This is a genomic window from Pseudomonadota bacterium, assembly GCA_010028905.1.
GTDB lineage: Bacteria > Vulcanimicrobiota > Xenobia > RGZZ01 > RGZZ01 > RGZZ01.
Window position 1 is genome coordinate 1 of record RGZZ01000025.1, and the last position, 23565, is coordinate 23565.

Sequence of the window (23565 nt, forward strand, 5' to 3'; positions counted from 1 at the left end):
AGCATCCGGACAAGCCCACGGTCGAGAAGCTGTACACGGGCGTGATGTCTGAGGCGCGCGAGCTGCTCAAGGAAGCCAACGTACCCGTTGCGTCGCTCGACGGGATACCCAAGGATGACAATGCCCCGGCCGCCATCGAGAAGGCGCTCAGCGGAAAGGTCGACAAGGGCCTGCTCTGGTTCGCCATGATTCGCGGTCTGCTCGAGGGCACCGGTGACCCGTATTCGGTGCTGATGCCTCCGCAGGAGTTCGCCATGATGATGGAGCGCCTGCGCGACCAGAGCTTCGGTGGCGTGGGCATCGTCATCGAGCTCGACAAGGACAACAAGAACCAGCTCACCGTCGTGGAACCGGTCGAGGGCACTCCAGCCTACGAAGCGGGGCTCCAGGCGGGAGACGTGATTCTCAAGATTGACGGCAAGCCGACGCTCGACATGGCGCTCGACGCCGACGTGGCCTCCATCCGCGGTCCGGTAGGGAGCAAGGTGGTTCTCACCGTGCGGCGCAAGGGCGCCGACGACAAGGACTACGCCTTGACCCGCCGCACCATCAAGGTCGAGTCGGTGTCGAGCCGCATGCTGCCCGACAAGATCGGGTACATCCGATTGCGCGTGTTCGGCGAGAACACGGGAGATGAGTTCGATCGGGCCATCGACGCCCTCACGCACGGCGGGGCTCGTGGACTCGTCATCGACGTGCGCAACAACGGGGGCGGCTACCTCACCGCGGCCACAGAGGTCTGCAGCCACTTCATCCCGACCGGACAGGTGGTCACGTCCACGCGTGATCGCAACGGCAACACCCACAACGAGATTGCGAGCGACGGTCACACGCGGGTCAAGATTCCCGTTGTGCTGCTGGTCAACGCCTACAGCGCGAGCGCGTCCGAGATCACGGCGGGCTGCCTGAAAGACAGCCGGTCGGCCACCCTGGTGGGCGTCAAGACCTTCGGCAAAGGCTCGGTGCAGCAGCTCTACCCGTTGCCGGACAAAGGCGCTCTCAAGCTCACCGTGGCGCACTTCTACACGCCTCAAGGGCACGTCATCAACAAGGTGGGCGTGCAGCCGGACATCAACCTGCCGATGGAGGCCCGTCTCGTTGGGCACCCCGGCAAGGATGTCCAGCTCGACAAGGCCATCGAGATCTTGAAGACGGGGCACTGAGCCTCGTCTCAACAGGCTCGGTCTGCGCTGCGACGCGCTGCGTCGCAGCACACGCACGAGAGACGGTCGGGTTCGCGCCGTTCGAGGTCGCAGACCCGACCGTCTTCTTTCTCGAGGGGCATTGCCGCGGGCACGGTGAACCTGAGGCTCAGAGGGGCTTTACCACCAGTGTGCCGCGCATCATCTTCATGCCACAGGTGAACGCGAAGGTGCCTGGGCGTCTGGGGACGATGGAGACCACGACCGGGCGCTTCAGAGGCAGCTCTCGTCGAATCGAGAAGTCGGGTATCAGAAGCGTCTCGCCGCATGGGCTGTCGCTCTCGCGAACAAACGTGATGCGCAGAGGCTGACCCGCGGTGGCCTCGATGCGTTCGGGTTCGTATCCCAGGTCGGTGACCTTGACGGTGATCTGTCGAATGGGCGTTGCGTGGGCCGAGAGCCCGCACGCGAGGGTGAATGACAGCAGCATGCAAGCCAGCATGGTCTTCATGGCGAGGAGATCTTCGCGCTCGACGGGCCGAGCCCCCCCTGTCGCGTTATGGTTATTGTGTGGAGAGCCGTGGGTACACACTTCCTGCGCGACTTCCGCTCCGGAGGCCTCGCGCGAAACCATCTCGATGGAGACAACCCACATGGCTCATATGTATGTGACCCTGCCCAAGATCTCGGTCGATCAGCGAGACGCGCTGGTGAAGAACCTCACGGAGACCATGGTCAACGTGCTCGGACTGTCGTCGGAGGTGCGCAGGCGCCTCTCGATCCGCCTCGATCCGTATGAGGCTCGTGACGTTGCGCGCGATGGCCGCCCCCTCGACGTGAGCGAGCACCCGCTGACGCACATCGACGTGTTCATCACCGAGCTGCCCTTCGATCAGAAGCGCGAGCTGGTGCGCCACCTGACCACCGCACTGTGCGACTCGCTTGGATATCGCTCGGAGCAGCGCGAGGACGTGTTCATCACGTTCCACCAGTTCCGTCCCGAGAACATCGCCGTGGGCGGTCACCTGGTGGCTGAGCTGACCATGGTGTAGCCACGGGGGTCTGGCGGATGGCGCGCTCTTCGGTGGTGCGCTTCTGACCTGGCTTCACACCTCGCGGGCGTTCACGCCCGCGAGGCGTAGAACCGCCTTCCACTCGCTGGCGGTCACCGGCTGCACGGAAAGCCGCTGGCCTTTGCGCAGCAGCTGCATCTCGGCCAGCGCGGGCGCCTCGCGCAGGCGCGCAAGCGTCACCGGTTCATCGAGCCGCCGCACCGCCTGCACCGCAACGCAGAACCAGCGCGGTGATTCCGAGGGGCTCTTCGGGTCGAAGTACTTCGACTCGGGGTCGAACTGCGAAGGGTCTGGGTACGCCGCCTTCGCCACGCGCGCAATGCCCACGATGGCCATGGGGTCCTGGCGCGAGTGGTAGAACAGCACCCCGTCGCCGATCTGCATGTCGTCGCGCATGAAGTTGCGCGCCTGATAGTTTCGCACGCCATCCCACGGCGTCGTGCGGTCAGCGCTGCGTTCGAGATCGTCCCACGAGAACACATCGGGTTCGGTCTTCATGAGCCAGAATCTACGTGCCATCGCGATGCTCCTCGAGAAAGTCGGCGGCGGTGTCGACAGCCGCGCGCAGCGCGTCGAAGCGCTTGGGGAAGAAGTGCCCGCCATCGGGAACGACCTGGAGCAGCGCGGGGCAGGGGAGTCGGTCGATCAGCAGCCGCACCACGGTCTCCGCGCCGAACTCGTCGCCCGCGCCCTGGACAACGGCCACGGGCTTGCTGCTCTCGGTGAGCCACGAGAAGTCGGTGGCATTCACGGGAATGCCCACACCGATCAGGCCGTCGACCCGAGGATCGCGCATGCCGATCTGCAGCCCCACGCGGGAGCCGAACGAGAACCCGCCCACCCAGCAGCGCGTGCCGGGGAAGCGCGTCAGCAGCGCCTCGAGGGCTGCTTGCGCGTCGTCGGCCTCGCCGCGCCCGGCATCGTACGTCCCCTCGCTGCGCCCCACGCCGCGGAAGTTGAAGCGCAGCACGGCGAGCCCTCGCTCGCGTAGCGCGCGTGCAGTGTGATACACCACGTTGTTGTGCATGGTGCCGCCATGCAGCGGGTGCGGATGGCAGACCAGCGCAACGCGGCTCACGGGCCCCTCGGGGATGTTGAGGAGGCCCTCGAGACGCCCCGCGGGCCCGGTCAGCTCGACGCTCTCGATGGTCGTGCTCATCGCGCGCCCTTCAAGTGCGTGAGGAACGCACGTGTGGAGAGACTCCGAGCCGCGCAGATCACGGTGCGACCCCGCTGATCTGGAGCAGCAGGACCCGGGGCTTTGGCTTGTCCATCTCGAGCATGAAGATGCGCTGCCACTCGCCCAGGGCGACGCTGCCATCGACGACGGGGAGCACCAGCGACGCCCCCAGCACAAGGGTCTTCAGGTGCGCGTGGGCGTTCCGACCGTGGTCTGCCACCAGGTTCTCGGTCCGGATCTCGAAGTTGTCGTGACGGTAGTCGGCCTGTGACGACGCGATTCGCTCGAGGAAGTCGGCGATGTCGAGATGCAGCAGGGGCTCGTCCTCGTTCACGACTACGGCGGCAGTGGTGTGACGGCAGAACACCGTCAGCTGTCCTTGCGCAATCGTCGAAGCCGTCACTGAATCGATCACCGATTCGGTGATATCGACGAGGCCTGGGCTCGTGGGCGCCTGCACGCGCAGGCGCTCGGTCACGATGGTCATCGTGCCGCGTGTCGGCGCCCCCGCGCGCTCGCGTACGATCACGTTCGGCGCGGGGCTCCCAGCGGTCTCGGTCGTCATCTGCTGGCTCTCCATCTTGTTCAATGGCCGAAGGCCGCGAAGGCTTCGCGAATCGACTCGGTCTGCACATCCGGGTCGGCGGGATCGATGCCACGGGCGACCAGGTCGATGGCTTCGCGGATGCTCCTGGCGCCCGCCGCGGGACCGCCGGGATGGCCGAAGATCCCTCTTCCTGGAACCAGCCCGAAGTCCGGGGTCTGGAACGTCTCGAACATGCGCTTCACGCTCCCCGCCCAGTCGCTTCCGCCGGGCATCGGCAGGGCGGGGGCGATGCTGCCCATGGGTTCGAGACACGCGCGGAAGTCGGCCATCACCTCGTCAGGGGTGAGGTGCATGCGATCTGACAGCCCGGGCATGATGATGGCGTCGAAGCCCACAAGACGCTGCAGGCGTGTCCAGACCCGCGAGCTGACGCCGTGGAACGCCAGTCTCGACATCGGCGCGATCATGTCGAAGTGGGAGAAGACCGGAACGCGCGCCTTCCGCGTCACGAGACGGCACCCGCTCAGGCCGATGGTCGCGGCGTTGAGCATGACCGCTGCGTGCCCGGAGCCGATGGCCACGGCCACCTCGTACAGCTCCACCAGGCGGTGCACCTCATCGGTGATGTTCATGAGGTACAGCTTGTTCTCGCCGGTCTCAGCGCTGGCCGCGCGCACCTTCGGATACACGCGCGCGGCGCGTGCGGCCAGCGGAGAGTAGGGGGCGTCGGCAAGCATCTCGTCGTCCTTGACGATGTCGGCGCCACCGCGCAACGCTTGATACCCGAGCTCGGCGAAGGGCTCGACGGGCATGCCGATGTTGGGCTTGATCACGCCCGCGATGATCGGACGGTCGTGCACGTCGAGAATCTCGCGGATGCCCTGTACGCCGAATCGTGGACCCTCGAAGTGCTCGAGGAAGCTGGGGGGGAGATGGATGTCTTCAAGACGCACGTGCGGGACCCCAGGCGTGAAGAACGCGCCTTCGCCGGCCACCGCGGTGAGCATGTTGGGGAGTCGCGGACCGAAGTTGAGCATGGGATGGGCGATGCGCGCCCGTGCCCGCCACCACCGCTTGTTCTTGCCCGTCACGGTGGGTGCGCTGGGGCCTTCGAGCTCGCGGGCGTCGCTCAGCTCGACGAGAAGCGCGGCGTGCTTTGGGCGATAGTCTTCGTTGACGCCGACGCGGTTCCAGAGGGCGGTGCTCTGCTCGCGGCACATGTGCACCGCCGCCTTCCACGGGTCGTCGAAGGTCTCGAACACGTAGTCGAGCAGCAGGTACCCCTCGTCGAGCAGCTTTCGGTTCGGTGCAGCGATGAAGCCGCGATCTTCTTCGTTCACCCTCGGTTCTCTCCCGTGCGCTCCAGGCTCCCGTCTCAACAGCGCTGCGGCGGGAGTTCGGTGAGGTTCGTCGCGTTGATTCGAATTCCTCGGAGGGGTCGGCGGGTGGCACGGGGAAGCCGACAGCCCATGGCGCTAGATGAGTGGGCGTTCTCCCGAGGCCTGGCGCTCAAGAGGGTCGTGCGCAACGCCTTCTCGCCTGCACAGATGCGGGCGCTGCGCCCCGCGATTCTGGGCAGCCCCTACCTGGCCGAGAACAACCTGAACTATCGTTTCTCCGGAACCCGCGGCTTCTCGGTGGTGTTTCGAATCGAGGGCGTCGATCGTGTCCGGGAGACCTTCCCCGCCTTCGCTCCCTACCTCGATCACGTGCTCGACGCGCGATGCAACGCCTTCTTCCTGAACCCGCTCGTTCTCGGGGAGGCGCCCGATGAGGGTTCCACAGGCGCACGGGTTGCGCCTCACGTCGACCGAAGCCTGCGCTCATACACGCTGCCCATGGAGCCCCCCAATCCGCACTTCGTCACGGTGCTGTACGTCGAGGTTCCCAAAGGCATGCAGGGGGGCGTGCTGCGGCTCTATCACCGGCTGCTGCCGGTGGGACGCGTGATCCCTCGGGAGGGCGATCTGGTCTGGTTCCAGGGCGGGCTGCGCCACGAGGTGACGGCCGTCCGGGTGGGGGCCGGACAGCAGCGGGTCAGCCTGGTGTGCGAGCACTACCAGCTGCCTGCCGCCCTTCTCGAGCGCATTCCCGTGTTCACCGTGCGATCGACGCGTGGGTTCGAGGGGTTTCTCGCCGCTGAGATCGAGCGCGCCGCGCGCGATGGCGGGGGAGGCAGCGGCGGCTAGAGCCGAACCGACTCCGCCGTCTTCACAAGGGTCTCGCCGTAGGTCGCCATCTGCGCGTTGGCGCAGACGGCCACCACGATGAGGTTGCTCGGTCCCCGCCCCATAGCTGTAGTCCATCGGCACGCCCTTCATCGTTCCGCTGCCATCGATGATCTCGAGGTCGAGGTCATTGACCATGCGTCGCGCGGGCTTCGCCGAACGCGCATTGCTGCACAGGCGGCGCATCTGCTTGCCCCACTCCCGCATCAGCAGGTGCCGATCGGCTCCTCTCGGCGCCACCGCGAAGCTGATCATGGCGCGCCCGTCGTTCGAGGAGGCGGTGATGGTTGCACCGTCTGCACTGGTTGTCGTCTTCCAGCCGTCGGGAACCCAGAAGCGGAAACCGCTGGGATGGCGGAAGACCCTGGCTTGCGCGGTGCGCGAGAAGGCGACCGCAGTGAGCGCCACGATGGCGGCGATCAGCCAGACCCTGGCGCGATGTGAGGCTGACATGCCAGATCTGCTTCTGGGGGCGCAGACCCGTCTCCTGTGCCGCGATCGCCGCGGCACGCAGGCCCCTTCGCGAGGCGGAGGGAGGAGAAGGCGGCGGGCACGAGAAGCCTCCCGCTCGCCGCGCGACGCCCCCCGGGCGCGCGGTGGTGGCGCCCGCGACGTCGGGCGAGTCAACCTGTGGGAGCCACGTCATGCCCAGCCCCTCTGAGAAGCGCCTCATTCGCGTGGGTCATAGCCCAGACCCGGACGACGCCTTCATGATCTACGGCTTTGCCTCTGGCGGCGTGGACTGCGGCGATCTCGTCCTCGAGCACGTTCTCGCAGACATCCAGACCCTCAACGAGTGGGCACTCGAAGGTCGTCTCGAGGTCACGGCGGTGTCGATGGGCGCCTACGCGCACATCGCCGAGCGATACGCGCTCCTCCCCAACGGCGCCAGCATCGGCGACGGCTACGGCCCCATCGTTGTGGCCCGCACGCCCGAGCTCGCGCTCGTCGGGAAGCGCATCGCTGTGCCTGGCGTGAACACGACGGCCTACCTCGTCCTGCGACTTCTCCTCGAACAATTCGAGGCGGTTCCGATGCCGTTCGATCAGATCATCGACGCTGTCACCGCGGGCGAGGTCGACGCCGGGCTCGTGATACATGAGGGGCAGCTCACCTACGCCGACGCCGGCCTCCACAAGCTCGTCGACATCGGTGCATGGTGGATGGAGCGCGAAGGGCTTCCGCTGCCCCTCGGGGTCGACTGCGTGCGGCGCGATCTGGGGCCCGAGCTGTGCAGCCGCATCGCGGGGCTGCTGGGCGCCTCCATCGCGCACGGCATGGCGCACCGCGACGAGGCCATCGAGTTTGCGCGCCAGTATGGTCGCGGCATCGACCCGGCCCGCACCCATCGGTTCGTCGAGATGTATGTGAACCACGACACGCTCGACTACGGTGAGCGCGGTCGCGAGGCCGTGCGCCGGGTTCTTCGGCGCGGCCATGAGCGCGGGTATCTCCCCGCGGTGGCGAGTGTTGATTTCATCTCCTTCCCCGAATCGGGGAAGATGGGGGCGAGGGGAGAGCGATGAGCGTTCCAACGCAGGCTGCCGAAGTGGTCGAGGTGCGTGCGCTTCGCCACGACGTGCGCGAGCTGGTGTTGCGCCCGGTCGAGCGGCAGGTGACCTTTCAGGCGGGGCAGTGGATCTCTGTTCATCTTCCGCTGGGGGGAGACAAGCCCACGGTGCGCGCCTACACCCTGGCCGAGCCCCCGACGGCTGACGGGCGCATGGTTCTCTGCTTCGATCGGGTCAAGGGAGGCGCCGCGTCGGCGTTCCTGTTCGAGGTCAGGGTGGGCGACCGTCTGGTGGTCTCCGATCCGCTGGGGAGCTTCACGATGCCGCAGGCAGACGGGCGAGGGGTGGCCATGGTCACGTGGCTGACCGGTGTGGTGCCCATGCGCTGCATGCTGCTCGACCTGGCGCGCGGCTCCGACCGCCCGCCGCCGCGCACCCTGCTGCTGTACGGGGGGCCTTCCGCCGATGCCATGCCCTACCACCAGGCGCTTCTCGAGATGGCGCGCGCCCATCCCTGGTTCTGCTACGTGCCCGTGGTTCCTCCGTCAGAGGCCACACCGCAGGAAGGCATGCAGCGCGTGCTTGAGACAATGCCCACGGCGTTCGACCAGGCCTTCGGGGGAGAGGCTGGTCCGCAGACGGTGCATCCGATGCTGGCGGGGGTGCGCGCTCTCGTGCTGCCCGCCCGTGAGTGGCTGGTCACACACCTGGGCTACGCGCAAGCCCAGGTGCAGAAAGAGCTCTACGACTGAGGCGCGGCAGCGCCGCTCAGGCGGAGAACGAGGTTCCGCACGAGCAGCTCTTGCGCGCGTTCGGATTCTCGAACTTGAACCCCCCGCCGATGAGGGCGTCAGAGTAGTCGAGCACCATGCCGCGAATGAAGATGGCGCTCTTTCGGTCGACCACCAGCTTTACGCCGTCGTGCTCGGTGACGGTGTCCTTCTCGGTGATCTGGGTGTCGAACGTGAGGGTGTAGGTGAGGCCGGCGCAGCCGCCGCCCTTTACGCCCACGCGCAGAACGATCTCATCGACCCCCTTCTTGTCGCGAAGTCGCTTGATCTCCTCGAGCGCGGCGTCAGAGAGCTGCACCGGCGGCTTCTTCGGCTCGCTGGCCGCGCTCTCGGCGCGCGGCTCGTCGCTGTTCGTGGGGTCTACAGTTGCATTGTCGGCGGACATGGGGGGACCTCCTGTGATGGATTGGCGTGTAGGGCCTCGGCCTGCGCCTGCGCGGCAGGCTGGCCCTGTGCTTTCTTGATGGGGAGAGGCATCGGCGACATCTCGCGCAGACGCATTGCGCTCTCGATGACCCGTGTTGCGGCGCGCTCGATCTCGGCCTCCGTGGTGAAGCGGCTGAGCCCGAAGCGCAGCGAGCCGTGGGCGCGCTCGTCTGGCAGCCCGAGGGCGCGCAGCACGTGCGAGGGGGCAAGGGTGGCCGAGGTGCAGGCCGAGCCGCTCGACACAGCGACGCTTCTCGAGAGGTCGGTGATGAGGGCTTCTCCGTCGACGTGCGCGATGCTGATGTTGAGGTTGTTCACGAGGCGATGGGTCATCGAGCCGTTCACCTCGACGTCGTCGAGACCGGCGACCAGCCGCTCGAGCAGCTGGTCACGCAGGGTGCGCAGGCGGGAGGGCTCGGAATCGAGCAGGGTCTGCGCCAGCGCCGCGGCAGCGCCGAACCCCACGATTCCGGGCACATCGAGGGTGCCGCTCCGCAGTCCTCGCTCGTGCCCGCCGCCATGCAGCAGCGGCGCGAGGGTCACGCGGGGGCGACGCCGTCGCACGTAGAGGGCGCCCACTCCCTTGGGACCGTGCATCTTGTGCGCGGAGAGCGACATGAGGTCTACGTTCATGGCGTTCACGTCGAGTGCGATGCGTCCCGCGGCCTGTGCCGCGTCGGTGTGGAAGAGCACCCCACGCGCACGGCAGATGGCGCCGATGTCGCGCACGGGGGCGATGACGCCGATCTCGTTGTTGGCGGTCATGACCGACACGAGAACCGTGCGGTCGGTGATGGCCTCCTCGATGCGCGCGGTCGAGACGAGCCCTTCGGAGTCGACGGGCACCAGCGTCACGCGCAAGCCGTTGTCTGAGAGATGGGCGCAGGTGTCGAGCACGGCCTTGTGCTCGGTGCTCACCGTGACGATGTGGTCGCCTTGCGCTGCGCTTGCCTTCGCGACGCCCAGTATGGCAAGATTGTCTGATTCGGTGGCCCCGCTGGTGAAGATGATCTCGCGTGGCTCCGCGCCGATGAGCGCGGCGACCTGCTCCCGGGCGATCTCGACGTGCTCCTCGGCTCGCCAGCCGAAGGCGTGGCCTCGGCTGGCCGCGTTGCCGTACGATTCGCAGAAGAACGGAAGCATGGTTTCGAGCACGCGCGGATCGACGCATGTCGTGGCGTGGTTGTCGAGATAGATCATGCTCACGAGGCTGCGACCTCCTGGCACACCAGCTCGCTGACCCGGATCTGCTCTAGGGTTGCGACGACGCGATCCTGAACCATGCGCATGGGCTCGATGATGTCACAGCTGGCGGCGATGTTGCAGCAGGTGTCGCCCGTGCAGCGCACGATGTGCAGGGGGCCTTCGATGACCCGCAGGACGTCAGCCACCGAGGTCTCGTCGAGGCGAGCGAGAAGAGCGTAGCCGCCCGCGGCGCCAGGGGTTGCTCGAACCAGCCCCTCTCGCGCAAGCCGCTGGAGGATCTTGGCCATGAGCTCCGGGGGGATGCCGTAGCGCGCAGAGATCTCGCGGGCCGTCACGAGGCGATCAGAGGAGGCACGCCACAGATGCCCGAGCGCCAGTATGGCGTAGTCGGTCTGCATCGACAGGACGAGCATGGGGTTCTCCTCTCTCGCGTGCGCGGGTCTGTGCTAAAGGCGACCGTATGAGTCGGAGATATTCTCCAGTCGGGCCTCTCGGTTCCTGTATGCCCAGCGCGGGGGCGGGGTGTTCTGGCGCCAGTTGAAGGCCACCTCCAGCAGGCGGGCGAGGATGTGTCCTGTCAGCCCCCAGATGACGTGCTTGCCGCCCGTGAAGTGGTGCACGGGGTAGTAGCGGCGGTCGCCCACCGTTCGTTCCTCGAGACGGCAGAGCGTCGGGTCGAGGAGGCGCTGGAGCGGAACGCTGAAGATCTCTGCGGTCTCGTCCGGGCTCGCGACCAGCGCGACGGGCCAGGCGATTCGTGCCACCCATGGGGTGACCTGGAACGAAGAGATGGTCGGCACGTCGTCGAGGGCCCCGAGAACCTCGACCTGCGAGGCGGGTAGTCCGATCTCCTCGTGGCTCTCGCGCAATGCCGTGGCGAGCAGGTCGTGGTCGTCATCGTGGCGTCCACCCCCCGGGAAGGAGACCTGTCCCTTGTGGTGCCCCACGGTCTCGGTGCGAAGGGTGAGCAGAACGTGCAGGTCGCCGTCAGCTTCGAACAGGGGTACGAGCACGGCGGCCGGCCGCAGGCGGGGAGGGTCGATGACGCGGCGCTCGCGCGTGGTCAGCGTGCGCCGGATCTGTTCGAACGTCTCTTTCGGTGGGAAGGCGACGGAACCGCTCTCGGCGGGTGCGTGAGGATGTGGTGGAGGGGCCGAGGGCGTAGAGGACGGAGGGATGCGGGTGCTCACGGCGCTGCCTTCTCGACGGCTGTGAAGTCCCCTTCCTGTGGGGGAAGGTCCTTGACAAGGGCCGGAGGCCCTGTGGTATAATCTGCGGGCATTCGGCTCGGTCTTGTGCTGAGCCTGCCCCATTGATTCCGACGTAGCTCAATGGCAGAGCAACCGGCTGTTAACCGGTAGGTTGTAGGTTCGAGTCCTACCGTCGGAGCCAGCAATCCAGGGCCGCCCGCAATGGCGGCCCTTTCTCTTGGTCAGACATGCCGCTTCCGCAGATTGCCCGAGACGTGCGCGCCTGGGCGCGAACCGACGCCAATCCCCTTACCGCGGCGCTTCAAAAAGCGCGCGAAGAGGCGCGTGACATCATTGACCTGGCGGGAGCCATGGCGCATGAGAACGGTCTCGTTCCACCGCCCGAACGGCTGCGAGGGCTCGCCGACGATGCGGTATCTCGCGCACTGCGCTATCGACCGGATCCACGCGGTCAGCGTGATGCCCGGGAAGCGGTCGCGGCCTTCTACCAGCGCCGTGGACTGGCCACGCACCCCGATCAGATACTCCTGACCCCTGGCAGCAGTGTGGGCTACCTCTGCCTTCTGCGAGCGCTGTGCAACGCGGGCGACGAGGTGCTCGTCCCTCAGCCCGGGTACCCCCTGTTCGACGATCTCTGCACATTTGCGGGCGCCCGTCAGCGCTACTATCATCTGCGAGACGACGGCGGGCACTGGCGCATCGATCTGGAAGACCTGGCCTTCCAGATCACGCCCCGCACGCGCGTGGTGGCCCTCGTCTCACCGCACAACCCGCTGGGCGTCGTGCTGTCTGCGAACGAGCTTGCGGCGATTGCGTCGCTGTGCGAGAAGCACGGCATGACCCTGGTCTTCGATGAGGTCTTCTCCGAGTACATCGCTTCGCCGTTCCTGCCTCGTCCGCAGGGGGGCTGCGTCACCGTTCTGCTCAACGGACTCTCCAAGATGCTCTGGTTGCCCGGGCTGAAGGTCGGCTGGATGCGGGTGAGCGAAGGCGCCTCAGACCTGCTCGATGTGCTCGAGTACGCGGGGGATCTGCTGCTGCCCGTCTCCGAGATCGGGCAGGCCATGACGGCAGGGCTCCTCGAGACCGCTGACGGCGACGCGGCGTCTTTCGCCGTCGAGATCGCGCGTCGGCGTGACCGCGTGATCGAGGTGCTCGGCCATCCGGTGGTGCCGAGCCAGGGCGGCGTGTATGTCTGCGTTCCGGTGGACGGCGACGACGACGAGGTCGCCTTGCGGGCGCTCGAGAACGGCGTTGCAGTGCATCCTGGCCACTACTACGCGCTCGACGGGCATGTTGTCTTCACCTGTCTGGCCAACGAGTCCCGACTCGTCGAAGGGGCTCGTCGCCTTCGCGAGACACTTGCCGCGCGCTGATCGCGAGGCAGGCTTGTGCCGGCTCGGCGTCAAACCTTACGGCCATGTTCTGCATCTCTTGCGGTCATCGGAACCCGGACGAAGCCGACTTCTGCATGAAGTGCGGCGCCAAGATTCCACGCGACGCATCCGCCGACGCGGGGAATGCTGCCCACGCCGCCACCGCCGCCGCTCCTGCGGTGTCGCCCTCGTCGTCGCCAGGGCAGGGTGACGTCGCTCACGGAACCGCGCAGAAACCGCACGTTCCGCCGCTGCCAGCTGAGCAGGAGGTCTGGAGCGGCGCCATGAGCCTGAAAGGCATGCTCACGTGGGGCTGGGTGCTTGCGTTCGTGCTGCCGGTGCCCATCGTCGGGGGGGCGTTCTACATGCGCGCCCGCTTCGAAGGCCAGGCGTGGCTGCTCTCGCTCGTCTCGCTCCTGCCGCTTGCGGTCTTCGCCTGCAAGCTCATGGTTGCCCGTTCAACCCACTTCCGCCTGACCACCGAGCGAATCACGGTGGTCTCGGGCATCTTCTCTCGTACCTCGGTCGACCTGCAGCTGATACGCGTTGCCGACGTGCAGTTCTTTCAGTCGCTTCTGGGGCGCCTGCTCGATGTGGGTGACATTCGCCTTCTCACCACCGACAAGGCGGCTCCCGACCTCGTGATTCCCGGGGTCGACCAGCCGGCCGACTTCAAGGAGAAGATCTGGAACCTCGTTCGCGACAGACGTCGCAACCTGGTGCCGATGGAGCAGCTCAACCAGAGCCTGACAGCGGTGAGCGGCGAGGGCCCTGGGCTGTTCTAGTCTCGCGTCCTTGACTCCCGACGATGAAAAAGGCGAGACAGCCCGCGCGCCGGAACGCGGGCTATTCGACCAGCCCTTTTCTCATGGCGTGCGCCACGGCCTGGGCGCGGTCGTTCACCTCGAGCTTGCGGAAGATGGTGCGCAGATGCGCCTTCACCGTCTTCTCGCTGATGACCAGGGCGTCAGCGATCTCCTTGTTCGATTTTCCCTGGGCCACGTATTGCAGAACCTCGATCTCGCGTTCGGAGAGCTCGCGCAGCAGCGCCTTGTTGTTTTGCCCCGCGGCCGGCGGGCCTTCCCGCGCGAGGTGTGCGAACTCCTTGAGCACGCGGCGGGCCAGGGCGGGCTGCACCAGCGAGCCGCCCCCGTGAACGACGCGGATGGCGCGTGCCAGGTCTTCCTGTGACGAGTCCTTGAGAAGGTAGCCGGTTGCGCCGGCCTTCACGGCCTCGACCACGTATTCGTCTTCGTCATACATCGAGAGGATGATGATCTCGACATCGGGCCAGTCCTGTTTGATCAGGCGGGTGGCATCGATGCCGTTGATCCCAGGCATGTTGATGTCCATGAGCACCACGTCGGGCGCCGCCGATGCGATCATGTCGATGGCTTCACGGGCGCTGCTGGCCTTCCCCACGATGGTGAAGTCGCTGTGCAGCTCGAGCATTCGCGATGTGCCTTCGCGCACGATGGTGTGATCATCGACCACCATCAGCCGGACCTTTTCTCCGTCGACCATCTGCCTTCTCCTATCGTTGACCGTCGGACGTATCAACCGTGGTACCACCGGCCTCGACGGCTCGGGCCGGCTCTGATGCTGTTTCGAGGGCGCGCTCCCCCAGCCTTGCGAGGGCGTCGTCGACGGCGTTGAGCGCGGCCAGTTGAACCACCAGGCTCCCGTCTTCAGCGGAAGCCTCTTCCGAGGCCGAGGCTCGCGGCAGCGGGAGCTCGAAGACCACCGCGGTACCTTCGCCCTTTCGGCTCTGCACGCGCATCGAACCTCCCAGGAACGCGGTGCGCTCGCGCATGCCCTCTACCCCGTGTGATTCTCCTCGCCTGAACTTGTCAGACATCTCCTGGGCGTCGAAGCCGCAACCGTCGTCGACCACCGTTACCGAGACGTGTGTGGCGTCGGCACCCAGTCGAACCTTTACAGTTCTCGCACGGGCGTGCTTCTTGACGTTGGTGAGCGACTCCTGGACCACGCGGAAGATGGTGGTCTCCAAGGTGGATGGCAGTCGACGGGCGGGCATGTCCTTGGCGTCAAGGCTCGACTCCACCCCGTTCTCACGGGTGAAGCGCTTGAGGTAGTTCTCGATCGAGGGCACCAGCCCAAGGTCGTCGAGGGACGAGGGGCGCAGGTTGAAGATGATGGTGCGAACCTCGCGCACGCTGTCGGCAATGATGGATCGCGTGGCGGCCAGCTGCTCCTTCACCTCGTCGACGGCGCCTGCGCCCAGCAGCGCCTGGCAGACCTGGATGTTGGAGAGCATGGCCGCGAGCGACTGTGCGACGCTGTCGTGGATCTCGGAGGCGAGGCGCTTGCGCTCATCTTCCTGACCCGCCACCACCTTGCCGAGGAGCTTCTCGATGAGGGCCTGCTTCTCACGTGACGCCTGCTGCAGCCGCGTGTTCTCGATGACCATGGCGATCTGCGACGCCACACTTGTGAGAACCACGAGCTCCTCGGAGCGGAATGTGTAGCGCTCGCGGGTTCCCGTGACGAGAAGGCCGATGACCTTGTCCTTGAGGGTGAGAGGGAGGCAGGCCATGCTCGCCAGCCCTTCGTTCACGGCAGCGCCCATGAGAAGCGACGGGAAGCGTTCGTCCATCTCTGAAACGGTGAGTGCGTGCCGCAAGGTCAGCATCTCGGCCACCAGCGGGTCTGAGAGCGGAAGTCGGGCCTTCGAGTCGAAGCGGGCAGAGAGGCCGACACGCGCGACAGGCACAAAGCGCTCCTCGCGCTCTTCGTACACGAGCACCGCGCCACCGTTCAGCCCCCCGATGCGCAAGGTGAGCCGCAGGGCCTGCTCGCACACATCGGCGAGGCTCAGCGAAGCAGCCACGAGACGCGCGACGTCGTTGAGGATGGTGAGCTCGTCAACGCGATCCTTGAGCTCTCGCACCAGGTCGCGCTCCTTCACGTGACTGGCGTCTCTTGCCGCCAGCATCTCCCCCAGGAACGCCAGCGCGCGTCCTCGGAGGATCTCCGCGGAGGTTCGGCTGGCGCGGGTGCGAAGGGCGGGGTCGTCGGTGGCGCGGCTGTCTACGAAGAGGTCGATGGCAAGGTTTGCGGGAAGCGCGTCGAGACTGGCGTGAACCGGCAGGTTCAGGGCAGCCGCAAGGCCGGCCGCATCGGCGGCTGGAGGGCCTACCACCGCGACCACCTCTACCGAGGGCACGCCCATCAGGTTCTGCAGCAGATGGGCCGCATCTTCACCGCCATCGATGAGCGCCACGCGGATCGTTCCGGAGGGCTCAGGGAGAGGAGGGTCGGCGGCAACAGGCTTCTCACCGACGAGATCGTTCACCACTTCGAGGAGCAGGGCCGGGTTGAACGGTTTGGGGATGTAGGAAGCGACCTCTTCCACGAGCTCGCGCTCCCGACGGTCCCGGATCGATGACCCGGTCATGATCACCACGGGGATGTGAACCGTCGACGCATCGGCCTTGAGGGCGCCCAGCACCTGCCAGCCGTCCATGCTCGACCCCATCATCACATCGAGGAGAATGAGGTCTGGACGCTCTCGTCGCGCCAGCTCGAGCGCTTCTTCCCCGCTGTGGGCCGAGATGGTAGCGTACTGCTCGAACTGGAGATTCACTTCCACCAGACGCACGATGTCGGGATTGTCGTCCGCGACGAGTATGCGTCCTCTCGACACGGCTAGAGCTCGCTCTTGAGCTTCTCTGCCGAGGCCAGCGACTCCAGGCGCATGAGACCCAGATTTGCTTTCTTGCGCGCCAGCACCATCAGGAAGACCTCGCCGTTCACGGGAGAGAGCATCACATTGGCGCTTCCTATCTCGACAAGGACGCTGTCGACGGCGCCCTTGTCGCTGCGCTCGGCGGTACTCTCCGCCGCGGAGAGGATCTCGGAGGCCGAGACGGCCAGCGTGTCTGCATCGACACCGTCGAGACGGCCGTTCTGCTCGATGACGAGGCCGTCGCGGCTCACCACGAGACTGGCTTCGATGCCGGGGGTGTTGCCCAGGGCCTGGAGAATCGTGTCCATTGGGGGTTCCTCCTGTTATTGAAAGACCGAGATGAGCATGTTGGCGGCGCCCTGGAGGCGCGACAGCCAGACCTCACGCGGGGTGTTTGGATCGATGAGGGTGATGAGAACCCCTTCCTTGTCGAGGGGCACGAGAGAGTAGAGCGCTGTGCTGGTGCGGATGGTCATCTGCCGGACCGGATAGAGCGACAGGCGCTTGAAGTTCTTCTCGTTGTCCACCAGAACGGGGCTGAGCAGGGCGGAGAGCACGTCGGCGGGCACAGACTCGTCGTCGAGGGCATAGTCGATGGCCAGGCCGTCTCTGCTGCTGACGATTGCGCCTCGAACGCCTTCGACGACCGTGAGGTCATCGAGCACCTTCTTGAGGAGGGCCTCACGAAGCAGCATCTCGTCTGGAAGGGTGCCCGCCAGCTCCGCTTCGAGCTCACGCGGGGGGCGCGCCTCACGAACCAGCAGCACAGCGTGCGACCCGGTGGGCCGGATGTGCAACCGATCAGCCATGCTCTCGATCACGATGCGGGTGGCGCGACCGAGATCGAGCTCTTCGAGGCTTCTCTGAACGAAATCGTGGATCTCGAGGGTCAGGGGGGCCATCTGATCAGCGGGGAGCTCGCCGTCGAGCATCTCGGCAAGGATGAGGCCTTCCGGCGACACGAGGGCCGAGGAGTGGTTGGGGAGGTGGCTGATCTCGGTGAGAAGGGCTTCGACGGCTTCCGCTCTGCCGCTCACGCCGTGTGCCTGCAGATCGTCGACGACCTTGCGAAGGGTCTGGTCACGTCTCTCGTCATTCAAGGCACGTTCGGAGATGCCGCCCATGTCGCCCATGTCGCCCATGTCGATCACTTCCTGGATCTCCAGGATGGGCTGATCCGGGAGCATCTCCTCGTGAACCATGACGAGTGAGACGTCTTCGAGTGGCGTCAGGTCGAGCTCAAGACCCTGGGGAGGCATGGTCTCGGCGCCCTGGTCGGGGATGGGCTCGACGCCCGTAACCCCTGTGGCCTCGCCGTAGGCAGGCGTCGGGCGCGAATCGGATGGGGCACCTTCCGCCGAGGAGAGCATCTCTTCGGCGGGGCGCGTGGTCTCGTGCGAAGTGAACGGGGTCTCGGATCCGTGGGTGGCCGTGCCTGTCTGCATCGGGGCGGCAGCTTCCTCGGCCACCTCCTTTCCGAACAGGAACTCGTAGACAAGGGCCTCCACGTCAACGCGGGTCTGCGGTTCGAGCTCGCGCAGGACGTGGCACATGCGCTCTTTCTGCTTGCGCGAGATCACGTCGCGGATGCGCGGCTCGAGCTGATCGAGCGACTCGATCAGGGTGACGTTCCGGTGCTCGCCAGACGAGTCGAGGTACTTGCGCGCGTCAGATGGAATGGGGGCGGTCGTCACGTAGAACGCGGCGTCGGGCCTGTAGTAGCGGACGCGTGACAGGAAGCGGTAGACGTCATCGAGGCGCACCCCTTCCTCGCGCATCTCGAACATGAGCAGAAAGCCGTCTTGACTCGCGAACAGGTTGCTCACCCGGGCTGTAGCCTCGCCTTTGATGGCTACCTGGCTGTCTACAGGCACGCCCAGCTCGGTGAGCGTCTGCGACATGAGCAGCGAGAGCCAGTGGTTCGGGCGCGTCATGAGCGCGCCCTCCGTCGTGCATGAGAGCAGCTGGTCGATGCGCTCCTCGGCCATGGGGCGCCCGCAAGAGAAGCACTTGAATCCGCGTCGGGTGGCTTCTTCGATCTCGGTGTAGCTCTGTACGCGACTGATCTGGTTGCCCTGCTCGCGGCAGAAGACCACGAAGTCCTTCTGCACCAGACCCAGGGCTTCCAGCAGCTGCACCTCCTGCCCGACCTCCATGACCGACGTGCCATCGGTAGCGAGGTTCTCGAGGAGCGTGTTGCGGTTGCACGCGATGGAGCCCAGGATGCGGCGGCGTGAAGGGCTGCCAAGGGCCCGCGCCGCATCGAGCTGCGCGCGCCCCGGATTCAGCGCGTGCCCTTCTTCGCGCACCATGCGAAGACGCTCCTGAGGGTCATCGCAAGGCCCCCAGGTCGCCTGACGCGTGTCTGCCTTGCTGGGCCACACCGCTTCGCGGATGCGCTCGCAGAACCCCTGAAAGGTCTGCGCCCCTTCGGGTCTATCGAGCAGGCAGCCCGCTTCGATGAACTGCCGATTCGGATCGACGCGGTAGTACAGCATCGAGTCGCTGCCGGTGAGGTACACCTCGCCGAGAACGGCTTCACCTGAGTCCTTGAACCCGAGAGAGAGCGCCTTCCAGAACCCGGACTTCACCTCGTGGATGAGGCCCGGAAAATCGTTGCGCAGCTCTTCGTGGATGTGCATCTCCGCGGCTCTCGGAACCGGAACGCGCAGACGCTCGCGCTTGATGACCATTCCCGTGATGTCTCCTCTACATGCTCACAGCGATGGGCGGCGCGGGGTCAGCCTGTCGGCCGCCCCAACCGCAGGTCGGGCTCACGACTCGATGGGCGCACCCAGTCGTTCGAGCTCGTTGCGAATCTTGACCTTGAACGCGTCGTTGCTCTTCGCGCTCGCGACCTTGTAGGCTGTCTGAAGCTGCTTGATCGCGGCGTCACGCAGGCGCTTTCGCTCGTAGGCGAGCGCGAGGTTGCAGTGGGCGTTCAGATCGCTCGGGTCGATCTCGAGGGTCTTGCGATAGGCTTCGACGACCTTGTCGAGCTTGCCCGCCTTCGCATAGGCCACGCCGAGGTTGTAGTAGATCTTCGAATCGTTCGGGCTGATCGTGAGCGCTTTCTGGTACTCCTCGATGGCGGCATCGAGCTTGTTGGCCGCGGCGTACGCGATGCCCAGATGGCTGTGCGCCTCTCCCAGCAGCGGGTCGAGGCTCACCGCCTTCTTCAGCGACTTGATGGCCGGCTCCACCCGCTTGAGGCGGTAGTAGACGAGGCCGAGCTTGCTGAACGAGAGCGCGTCGCGCGGGTTGAGCTCGACGGCGCGCTCGTAGGCCTCGACGGCGTCTTCCCACTGGCCCTTCTGTGAGTAGATGAGCCCCATGTCGGCGAAGGGCCGCGCCCACCCGGGGGCATGCTGCGCCGCCAGCTTGAAGGCGTCGAGGGCGCCATCGGGGTTGCGCTTTCGCAGCTGCACGCTGCCCATGCCGATGTGGGCGTCTGCGCAGGTCTCGTCCATCAGGAGGGCCTTCTTGTAGGTCTGCGTGGCCAGCTCCAGCTTCTGCTGCTGCAGGTAGACGTCTCCCAGGAGGCTGAGGGTCTGTGGGCTCGGCTTGAGCTGGTTCGCACGTTCGAAGGCCTTGATGGCCAGGTCGTAGTCACCTCGACGTGCATACGCCTTGCCGATGGTCTCCTGCTGGTCGGGCTGGGTCGGGTCGAGGTCGAGGGCGCGCTGGAACTCCTCGATAGCCAGATCGATCTCGTCCTTCTGCTGGTAGAAGCGTCCGAGCTCGACATGGCACTCCACGAAATCCGGGTACTCCTCGAGGATGCGCTTGAGATCGTCTTCCACCGCCTCGAGCTCGCCGAGGGTGGCCAGGCACACGGCCTTCTGGAAGCGATGCTCGAGGTTGGCTGGCTCGAGGCTGCGGGCCTCCTGGAACTCCTGGAGGGCCAGCTCGGGCTTCTGCTGGCGCTTGTAGAGCAGGCCGAGCTGATGGTGGATGCTCGCCAGCATGCTTTCCGGCGATGTGGCGATGGCGCGCTTGAACTCGGTCTCTGCCTGGGCGTTCTGATCGAGCTTGGCGTTCAGCAGGCCCAGCATGAAGCCGAGGTCTTCCGCGGCGTGCTTCTCATCGGCCGCGCGGCGCAGTGCGTCGAGCGCCTCGCGGTAGCGGCCCAGCGGATAGAGGGCCTGTCCGAGATGGTAGTGGATGGCGGCGTGCTCGACCCGTGGGGCCAGACGCACCGCGGCCTCGAATGACGCTGACGCGGCGCTGAAGTGCCCCAGCTCGAACGATGCACGGGCGAGCCAGAAGTGGTAGCTCCAGACGTCGCTCACCCGCTCGATGGCGTTCTTGTAGCGCTCCACGGCCTGCGTGGTGCGGCCGTCGTCGTGGTAGGCGCGGCCGAGGTAGTAGTGGGCGTCGCCGTTGCTGCCGTCATGTTGGAGCGAGGTCTGGAGCTCACTGATGGCCTCGGGCAGGTTGCCGTTGCGGTAGTGCAGCAGCCCCAGCACGTACCGCAGGTCGGCCCGCTCAGGCGCCAGCGCCAGGGCGTCAACGTAGCACTCGATGGCCTGGGCGAGATCGCCCTTCTCTCGCCACGCCTCTGCGAGGCGCTGCACGTAGGTCAGCTCTTGCGGGCGGAGCTCGACGGCCGACTCGAGGCGCTCGAGCGCCGCGTCGACCTGGCCCATGCGCAGAAGGGCGTCGCCTGCGTGGAAGCTGTACTCGGGTTCGTCCGGACTGGCGTCTGCGGCGAGCTGGAACTGCTGCAAGGCGCGATCGAACTGACCCAGGCGAACGCAGCTGCGCCCCAGCTCGAAGTGGGCGTTCGGCTGATACGGGTTGATCTGCAGGCAGCGCTGGAAGGACTCGGCGGCCAGGTTCCACTGCTCGACCTGCTGGTATGCCTGCCCCATCTCGAACCAGGGGGCGTGCTGGTTGGCGTTGATGGCGGTGGAGCGGCGGTACTCCTGAATCGCCAGATCGACCTGGCTGGTGCGTGCGTACGCGCGTCCCAGCGCGTGGTAGACGAACGGGTTCTGCGAGTTGAGCGCGATGGCCTTGCGGTACGCGTCGATGGCTTCGCGGTACTGCTTCATGCCGAAGAAGGCCTGACCCATCCAGTAGTAGAGCTGGCTCTGCTCTGGCCGCAGCTGGAGCGCTTTCTGGTACTGGCTCACCGCGAGATCGAGCTTGTCGAGCTCGGCGTAGGCGTTGCCCAGGTTGGCGTAGATGAGCGGGTTCCCGCCGTCGAGGGTGAGCGCCTTCTGATAGCGCTTCACGGCCAGATCGAGACGGCCCAGGCGCGCGTACGAGATGCCCAGCTGGAAGTGGGCCTCGGCCATGTTCTGGTCGAGCTCGATGGCCTTCTGGTACTCCTTGTTGGCTGACGTGAAGTTGCCGAGGCGACTGTAGACCTTGCCCAGCTCGAAGTGCGACTTCGGATTGCCCTCTTCGAGGTGGATGGCGCTCTGGAACTCGTTCATCGCGAGGCCGAGCCGCCCGCCCTGTGCGTAGGCGAGGCCGAGGTTGTGATGCACGTGCGCGTCGTTGGGGTCGAGGTCGATGGCCTTCAGGAACTCCTGGATGGCGTACTCGATGCGCTGCACCGCGACGTAGGCGAGCCCCAGGTTGTTGTGGGTGTAGGGGTCGTTGGGGTCGAGCCGGATGGACTCCTGATACTCGCGGATGGCGTCATCGCTGCGTCCGGCCTTCATGTACGAGCGCGCGAGGTTGTAGTGAAAGTAGGGGTCGCTCGGAGAGAGCTTGATTGCGACCTCGAAGTGGTGGATGGCGTCTTCGCCCTGGTTGAGCGAAGCGTAGGCCAGACCGAGGTTGTACCACGCCTGCGCGTGGCCCTCGTCGAAGTGCACCGCCTTGCGGTACTCCTCGACCGACTCGTTGACCTTGCCGAGCCGCGAGAGCGCGACTCCGAGATTGAAGTGCCCCTCCGCGTGGGTGGGGTTCAGCTCGATGACCCGCTGGAACTCGTCGACCGCCTGCTCGTGCTTGCCCTGGCGGGCGAGCACCTGCCCGAGGTTGAATCGCGCCTCGAGGTTGTTCGGATCCTGCGCCACCAGCTTGTGGTAGTCGTCGGTGCCCTGGAGGCGCTCGAGCTCTTGCTGGATGCGACGCTCGCCCATGCTGTCGTGCTGGTTCTGCACGATCTTGAGGGCCATCTGCAGCTCGGTGACGGCCTTGTCCTTGAGCCCCTTGCGCTCGTACGCAAGACCGAGGTTGTAGTGGGCCTGGCGGAAGTTGGGAGCGAGGGCGACGACCTCCTGCCACTCCTTGATCGCCAAGTCGTAGTTTCCCTGGCGCGAGTAGACCGTGCCCAGGTCGAAGTGGGCTTGGGTGTGCTCCGGGTTCAGCATGAGCACACGCTGGAACTCCTGCAGCGCCTGCTCGAGCTTGTTCTGCAAGAGATACTGCGAACCGAGGTGGTGATGGTAGGCAACCTCGTCGACCGGGTTCATCATCTTGTCCACCGCGTCACTCCTTGCCTTGAATCGATGCTCGCGGGAGCACCTTCCGCAGCCGCCCCCGCCTCGGCTGAAGAAATCGACGTCGAGCGACCGCCCGAGCGGTCTGTCTCTCACCTGGCTCGGTGGGGCGCTTTCAGCGGCCGCTGAGCCGAGGGGGCAACGCGATCCCGGGCCGGTCTCCGCGTCCGGGGCCGCGCCTGCCCACGGAGACGCCCGAAATGGCGCAATCCTGCGATGTTCTGCGGGTTTGACACCGCTTCGCGCATCTCCTCCCAGGACGCGTCTCGTGCCCTGCCACGGAACAGGCCGTCGCGGCTTCGCGACAGACGCAATGGTTGCAACGGCGCACTTGACACGGTTCTCGAACTGGTGTACCATTCGTCGGCGCTCGCCGTGCCGGATCGCTCACGCAAGACAGCGGTTCCGCCCACGCCGAGAAACCGGGATCCGATGTGCACGACGTCCGCCGCCAGAGCCGCAGTCAATGGGTCGCGCTGAACCCGCGTCCCGTCTCAGGAGGAACAACCGGATGAATCGATACAGGATGGGCATCTCTGCAGCGGTGCTGTATGCCATCCTGGTGGGCTGCACACCCGTGGTGGCGCAGCAGGCGGGGGTATACTCGGTGTATGTCAACGGCGTCGTCGTGAGCGGTGCCCACCCCGTGCTGCGCGACGGTGTCGCCTACCTGCCCGCAAACGCGCTGGCCCAGGCGCTGGGGG

At 66.0% G+C, this 23565-nt stretch carries 22 protein-coding genes, 1 tRNA gene and 1 pseudogene; 10 read left to right on the forward strand and 14 right to left on the reverse strand.

Going from position 1 to position 23565, the window contains the following annotated elements:
- The coding region (locus EB084_03570; GenBank protein ID NDD27328.1) for a S41 family peptidase at positions 1-1163 on the forward strand (1163 nt) is incomplete at its 5' end.
- A 148-nt stretch (positions 1164-1311) separates the two neighbouring features.
- Here the strand turns inward: EB084_03570 and EB084_03575 are convergent.
- Positions 1312-1797, reverse strand: a complete 486-nt coding sequence (locus tag EB084_03575; protein ID NDD27329.1) for a hypothetical protein — start codon at positions 1795-1797, stop codon at positions 1312-1314.
- On the opposite strand from EB084_03575, the gene EB084_03580 reads away from it, so the two are divergent.
- Complete coding sequence (locus EB084_03580) at positions 1520-2194, forward strand: hypothetical protein (protein NDD27330.1); 675 nt, start codon at positions 1520-1522, stop codon at positions 2192-2194. The genes EB084_03575 and EB084_03580 overlap by 278 nt on opposite strands.
- A gap of 54 nt (positions 2195-2248) precedes the next feature.
- Here the strand turns inward: EB084_03580 and EB084_03585 are convergent, their stop codons facing one another.
- Genes EB084_03585 through EB084_03600 form a run of 4 tightly spaced genes read right to left on the reverse strand, consistent with a single transcriptional unit; the run spans position 2249 to position 5162 of the window.
- Complete coding sequence (locus tag EB084_03585) at positions 2249-2734, reverse strand: EVE domain-containing protein (GenBank protein ID NDD27331.1); 486 nt, start codon at positions 2732-2734, stop codon at positions 2249-2251.
- Positions 2724-3536, reverse strand: coding sequence for an alpha/beta fold hydrolase (locus EB084_03590; GenBank protein NDD27332.1), 813 nt, complete (start codon positions 3534-3536; stop codon positions 2724-2726). Before EB084_03590 ends, EB084_03585 begins: the two co-directional genes overlap by 11 nt.
- Positions 3433-3975: a YjbQ family protein gene (locus EB084_03595; protein ID NDD27333.1), complete on the reverse strand. Its 543-nt coding sequence runs from the start codon at positions 3973-3975 to the stop codon at positions 3433-3435. Before EB084_03595 ends, EB084_03590 begins: the two co-directional genes overlap by 104 nt.
- Before the next feature lie 5 nt (positions 3976-3980).
- Complete coding sequence (locus EB084_03600; GenBank protein ID NDD27334.1) at positions 3981-5162, reverse strand: ribulose 1,5-bisphosphate carboxylase; 1182 nt, start codon at positions 5160-5162, stop codon at positions 3981-3983.
- A gap of 249 nt (positions 5163-5411) precedes the next feature.
- Here EB084_03600 and EB084_03605 point away from each other — a divergent pair.
- The 4 genes and pseudogenes from EB084_03605 (at position 5412) to EB084_03620 (ending at position 8433) form a co-directional block, all read left to right on the forward strand.
- Positions 5412-6053, forward strand: a pseudogene (locus EB084_03605) (2OG-Fe(II) oxygenase).
- Between the two features lie 253 nt (positions 6054-6306).
- Positions 6307-6831, forward strand: coding sequence for a hypothetical protein (locus tag EB084_03610; protein ID NDD27335.1), 525 nt, complete (start codon positions 6307-6309; stop codon positions 6829-6831).
- The gene (locus EB084_03615; protein NDD27336.1) at positions 6815-7696 is read left to right on the forward strand and encodes an ABC transporter substrate-binding protein; all 882 of its coding nucleotides are present in this window, start codon (positions 6815-6817) and stop codon (positions 7694-7696) included. Before EB084_03610 ends, EB084_03615 begins: the two co-directional genes overlap by 17 nt.
- On the forward strand, positions 7693-8433 hold the full coding sequence (locus EB084_03620) for a hypothetical protein (GenBank protein ID NDD27337.1): 741 nt from the start codon (positions 7693-7695) through the stop codon (positions 8431-8433). Before EB084_03615 ends, EB084_03620 begins: the two co-directional genes overlap by 4 nt.
- Before the next feature lie 16 nt (positions 8434-8449).
- On the opposite strand, the gene EB084_03625 is transcribed toward EB084_03620, so the two are convergent.
- From EB084_03625 to EB084_03640, 4 genes are read right to left on the reverse strand one after another with little or no spacing between them, the layout of a single operon-like run.
- The gene (locus EB084_03625; GenBank protein ID NDD27338.1) at positions 8450-8857 is read right to left on the reverse strand and encodes an iron-sulfur cluster assembly accessory protein; all 408 of its coding nucleotides are present in this window, start codon (positions 8855-8857) and stop codon (positions 8450-8452) included.
- Positions 8833-10098 carry an aminotransferase class V-fold PLP-dependent enzyme gene (locus EB084_03630; protein NDD27339.1) on the reverse strand — a complete coding sequence of 422 codons (1266 nt, stop codon included), beginning with the start codon at positions 10096-10098 and terminating at the stop codon, positions 8833-8835. Before EB084_03630 ends, EB084_03625 begins: the two co-directional genes overlap by 25 nt.
- 2 nt (positions 10099-10100) lie before the next feature.
- Entirely contained in the window at positions 10101-10517 is a 417-nt protein-coding gene (locus EB084_03635) for an Rrf2 family transcriptional regulator (protein NDD27340.1), read from the reverse strand.
- Between the two features lie 33 nt (positions 10518-10550).
- Positions 10551-11417: a CoA pyrophosphatase gene (locus tag EB084_03640; protein ID NDD27341.1), complete on the reverse strand. Its 867-nt coding sequence runs from the start codon at positions 11415-11417 to the stop codon at positions 10551-10553.
- Positions 11418-11421: 4 nt separating this feature from the next.
- On the opposite strand from EB084_03640, the gene EB084_03645 reads away from it, so the two are divergent.
- The 3 genes from EB084_03645 (at position 11422) to EB084_03655 (ending at position 13476) form a co-directional block, all read left to right on the forward strand.
- A tRNA-Asn gene (locus EB084_03645) sits at positions 11422-11496 on the forward strand.
- A gap of 46 nt (positions 11497-11542) precedes the next feature.
- Positions 11543-12691 carry a pyridoxal phosphate-dependent aminotransferase gene (locus EB084_03650; GenBank protein ID NDD27342.1) on the forward strand — a complete coding sequence of 383 codons (1149 nt, stop codon included), beginning with the start codon at positions 11543-11545 and terminating at the stop codon, positions 12689-12691.
- 44 nt (positions 12692-12735) lie between these two features.
- Positions 12736-13476, forward strand: a complete 741-nt coding sequence (locus EB084_03655; GenBank protein NDD27343.1) for a zinc-ribbon domain-containing protein — start codon at positions 12736-12738, stop codon at positions 13474-13476.
- A 61-nt stretch (positions 13477-13537) separates the two neighbouring features.
- Here the strand turns inward: EB084_03655 and EB084_03660 are convergent, their stop codons facing one another.
- The 5 genes from EB084_03660 to EB084_03680 all read right to left on the reverse strand — a co-directional run bounded on the left by EB084_03660 (position 13538) and on the right by EB084_03680 (position 23221).
- Positions 13538-14215, reverse strand: a complete 678-nt coding sequence (locus tag EB084_03660; protein NDD27344.1) for a DNA-binding response regulator — start codon at positions 14213-14215, stop codon at positions 13538-13540.
- 10 nt (positions 14216-14225) lie between these two features.
- Positions 14226-16358: a response regulator gene (locus tag EB084_03665; protein NDD27345.1), complete on the reverse strand. Its 2133-nt coding sequence runs from the start codon at positions 16356-16358 to the stop codon at positions 14226-14228.
- A 2-nt stretch (positions 16359-16360) separates the two neighbouring features.
- Positions 16361-16708, reverse strand: coding sequence for a hypothetical protein (locus EB084_03670; GenBank protein NDD27346.1), 348 nt, complete (start codon positions 16706-16708; stop codon positions 16361-16363).
- Between the two features lie 15 nt (positions 16709-16723).
- Positions 16724-19093: a hypothetical protein gene (locus EB084_03675; protein NDD27347.1), complete on the reverse strand. Its 2370-nt coding sequence runs from the start codon at positions 19091-19093 to the stop codon at positions 16724-16726.
- Between the two features lie 81 nt (positions 19094-19174).
- Positions 19175-23221 (reverse strand): tetratricopeptide repeat protein, encoded by a 4047-nt coding sequence (locus EB084_03680; GenBank protein NDD27348.1) that lies wholly within the window; start codon positions 23219-23221, stop codon positions 19175-19177.
- A 151-nt stretch (positions 23222-23372) separates the two neighbouring features.
- Between EB084_03680 and EB084_03685 the strand changes: the two genes are divergently transcribed.
- Positions 23373-23565, forward strand: a 193-nt coding sequence (locus EB084_03685; GenBank protein NDD27349.1) for a hypothetical protein, incomplete at its 3' end; no start/stop codon positions are given.

Coding starts and splice junctions, on each gene's coding strand:
- EB084_03575 (NDD27329.1), bottom strand. CDS start 1,797: ATGTGGGTTGTCTCCATCGAGATGGTTTCGCGCGAGGCCTCCGGAGCG.
- EB084_03585 (NDD27331.1), bottom strand. CDS start 2,734: ATGGCACGTAGATTCTGGCTCATGAAGACCGAACCCGATGTGTTCTCG.
- EB084_03590 (NDD27332.1), bottom strand. CDS start 3,536: ATGGCAGCGTCGCCCTGGGCGAGTGGCAGCGCATCTTCATGCTCGAGA.
- EB084_03595 (NDD27333.1), bottom strand. CDS start 3,975: ATGGAGAGCCAGCAGATGACGACCGAGACCGCTGGGAGCCCCGCGCCG.
- EB084_03600 (NDD27334.1), bottom strand. CDS start 5,162: ATGTGCCGCGAGCAGAGCACCGCCCTCTGGAACCGCGTCGGCGTCAAC.
- EB084_03610 (NDD27335.1), top strand. CDS start 6,307: ATGCGTCGCGCGGGCTTCGCCGAACGCGCATTGCTGCACAGGCGGCGC.
- EB084_03615 (NDD27336.1), top strand. CDS start 6,815: ATGCCCAGCCCCTCTGAGAAGCGCCTCATTCGCGTGGGTCATAGCCCA.
- EB084_03620 (NDD27337.1), top strand. CDS start 7,693: ATGAGCGTTCCAACGCAGGCTGCCGAAGTGGTCGAGGTGCGTGCGCTT.
- EB084_03625 (NDD27338.1), bottom strand. CDS start 8,857: ATGTCCGCCGACAATGCAACTGTAGACCCCACGAACAGCGACGAGCCG.
- EB084_03630 (NDD27339.1), bottom strand. CDS start 10,098: ATGATCTATCTCGACAACCACGCCACGACATGCGTCGATCCGCGCGTG.
- EB084_03635 (NDD27340.1), bottom strand. CDS start 10,517: ATGCTCGTCCTGTCGATGCAGACCGACTACGCCATACTGGCGCTCGGG.
- EB084_03640 (NDD27341.1), bottom strand. CDS start 11,417: ATGGGGCAGGCTCAGCACAAGACCGAGCCGAATGCCCGCAGATTATAC.
- EB084_03650 (NDD27342.1), top strand. CDS start 11,543: ATGCCGCTTCCGCAGATTGCCCGAGACGTGCGCGCCTGGGCGCGAACC.
- EB084_03655 (NDD27343.1), top strand. CDS start 12,736: ATGTTCTGCATCTCTTGCGGTCATCGGAACCCGGACGAAGCCGACTTC.
- EB084_03660 (NDD27344.1), bottom strand. CDS start 14,215: ATGGTCGACGGAGAAAAGGTCCGGCTGATGGTGGTCGATGATCACACC.
- EB084_03670 (NDD27346.1), bottom strand. CDS start 16,708: ATGGACACGATTCTCCAGGCCCTGGGCAACACCCCCGGCATCGAAGCC.
- EB084_03675 (NDD27347.1), bottom strand. CDS start 19,093: ATGGTCATCAAGCGCGAGCGTCTGCGCGTTCCGGTTCCGAGAGCCGCG.
- EB084_03680 (NDD27348.1), bottom strand. CDS start 23,221: ATGGTACACCAGTTCGAGAACCGTGTCAAGTGCGCCGTTGCAACCATT.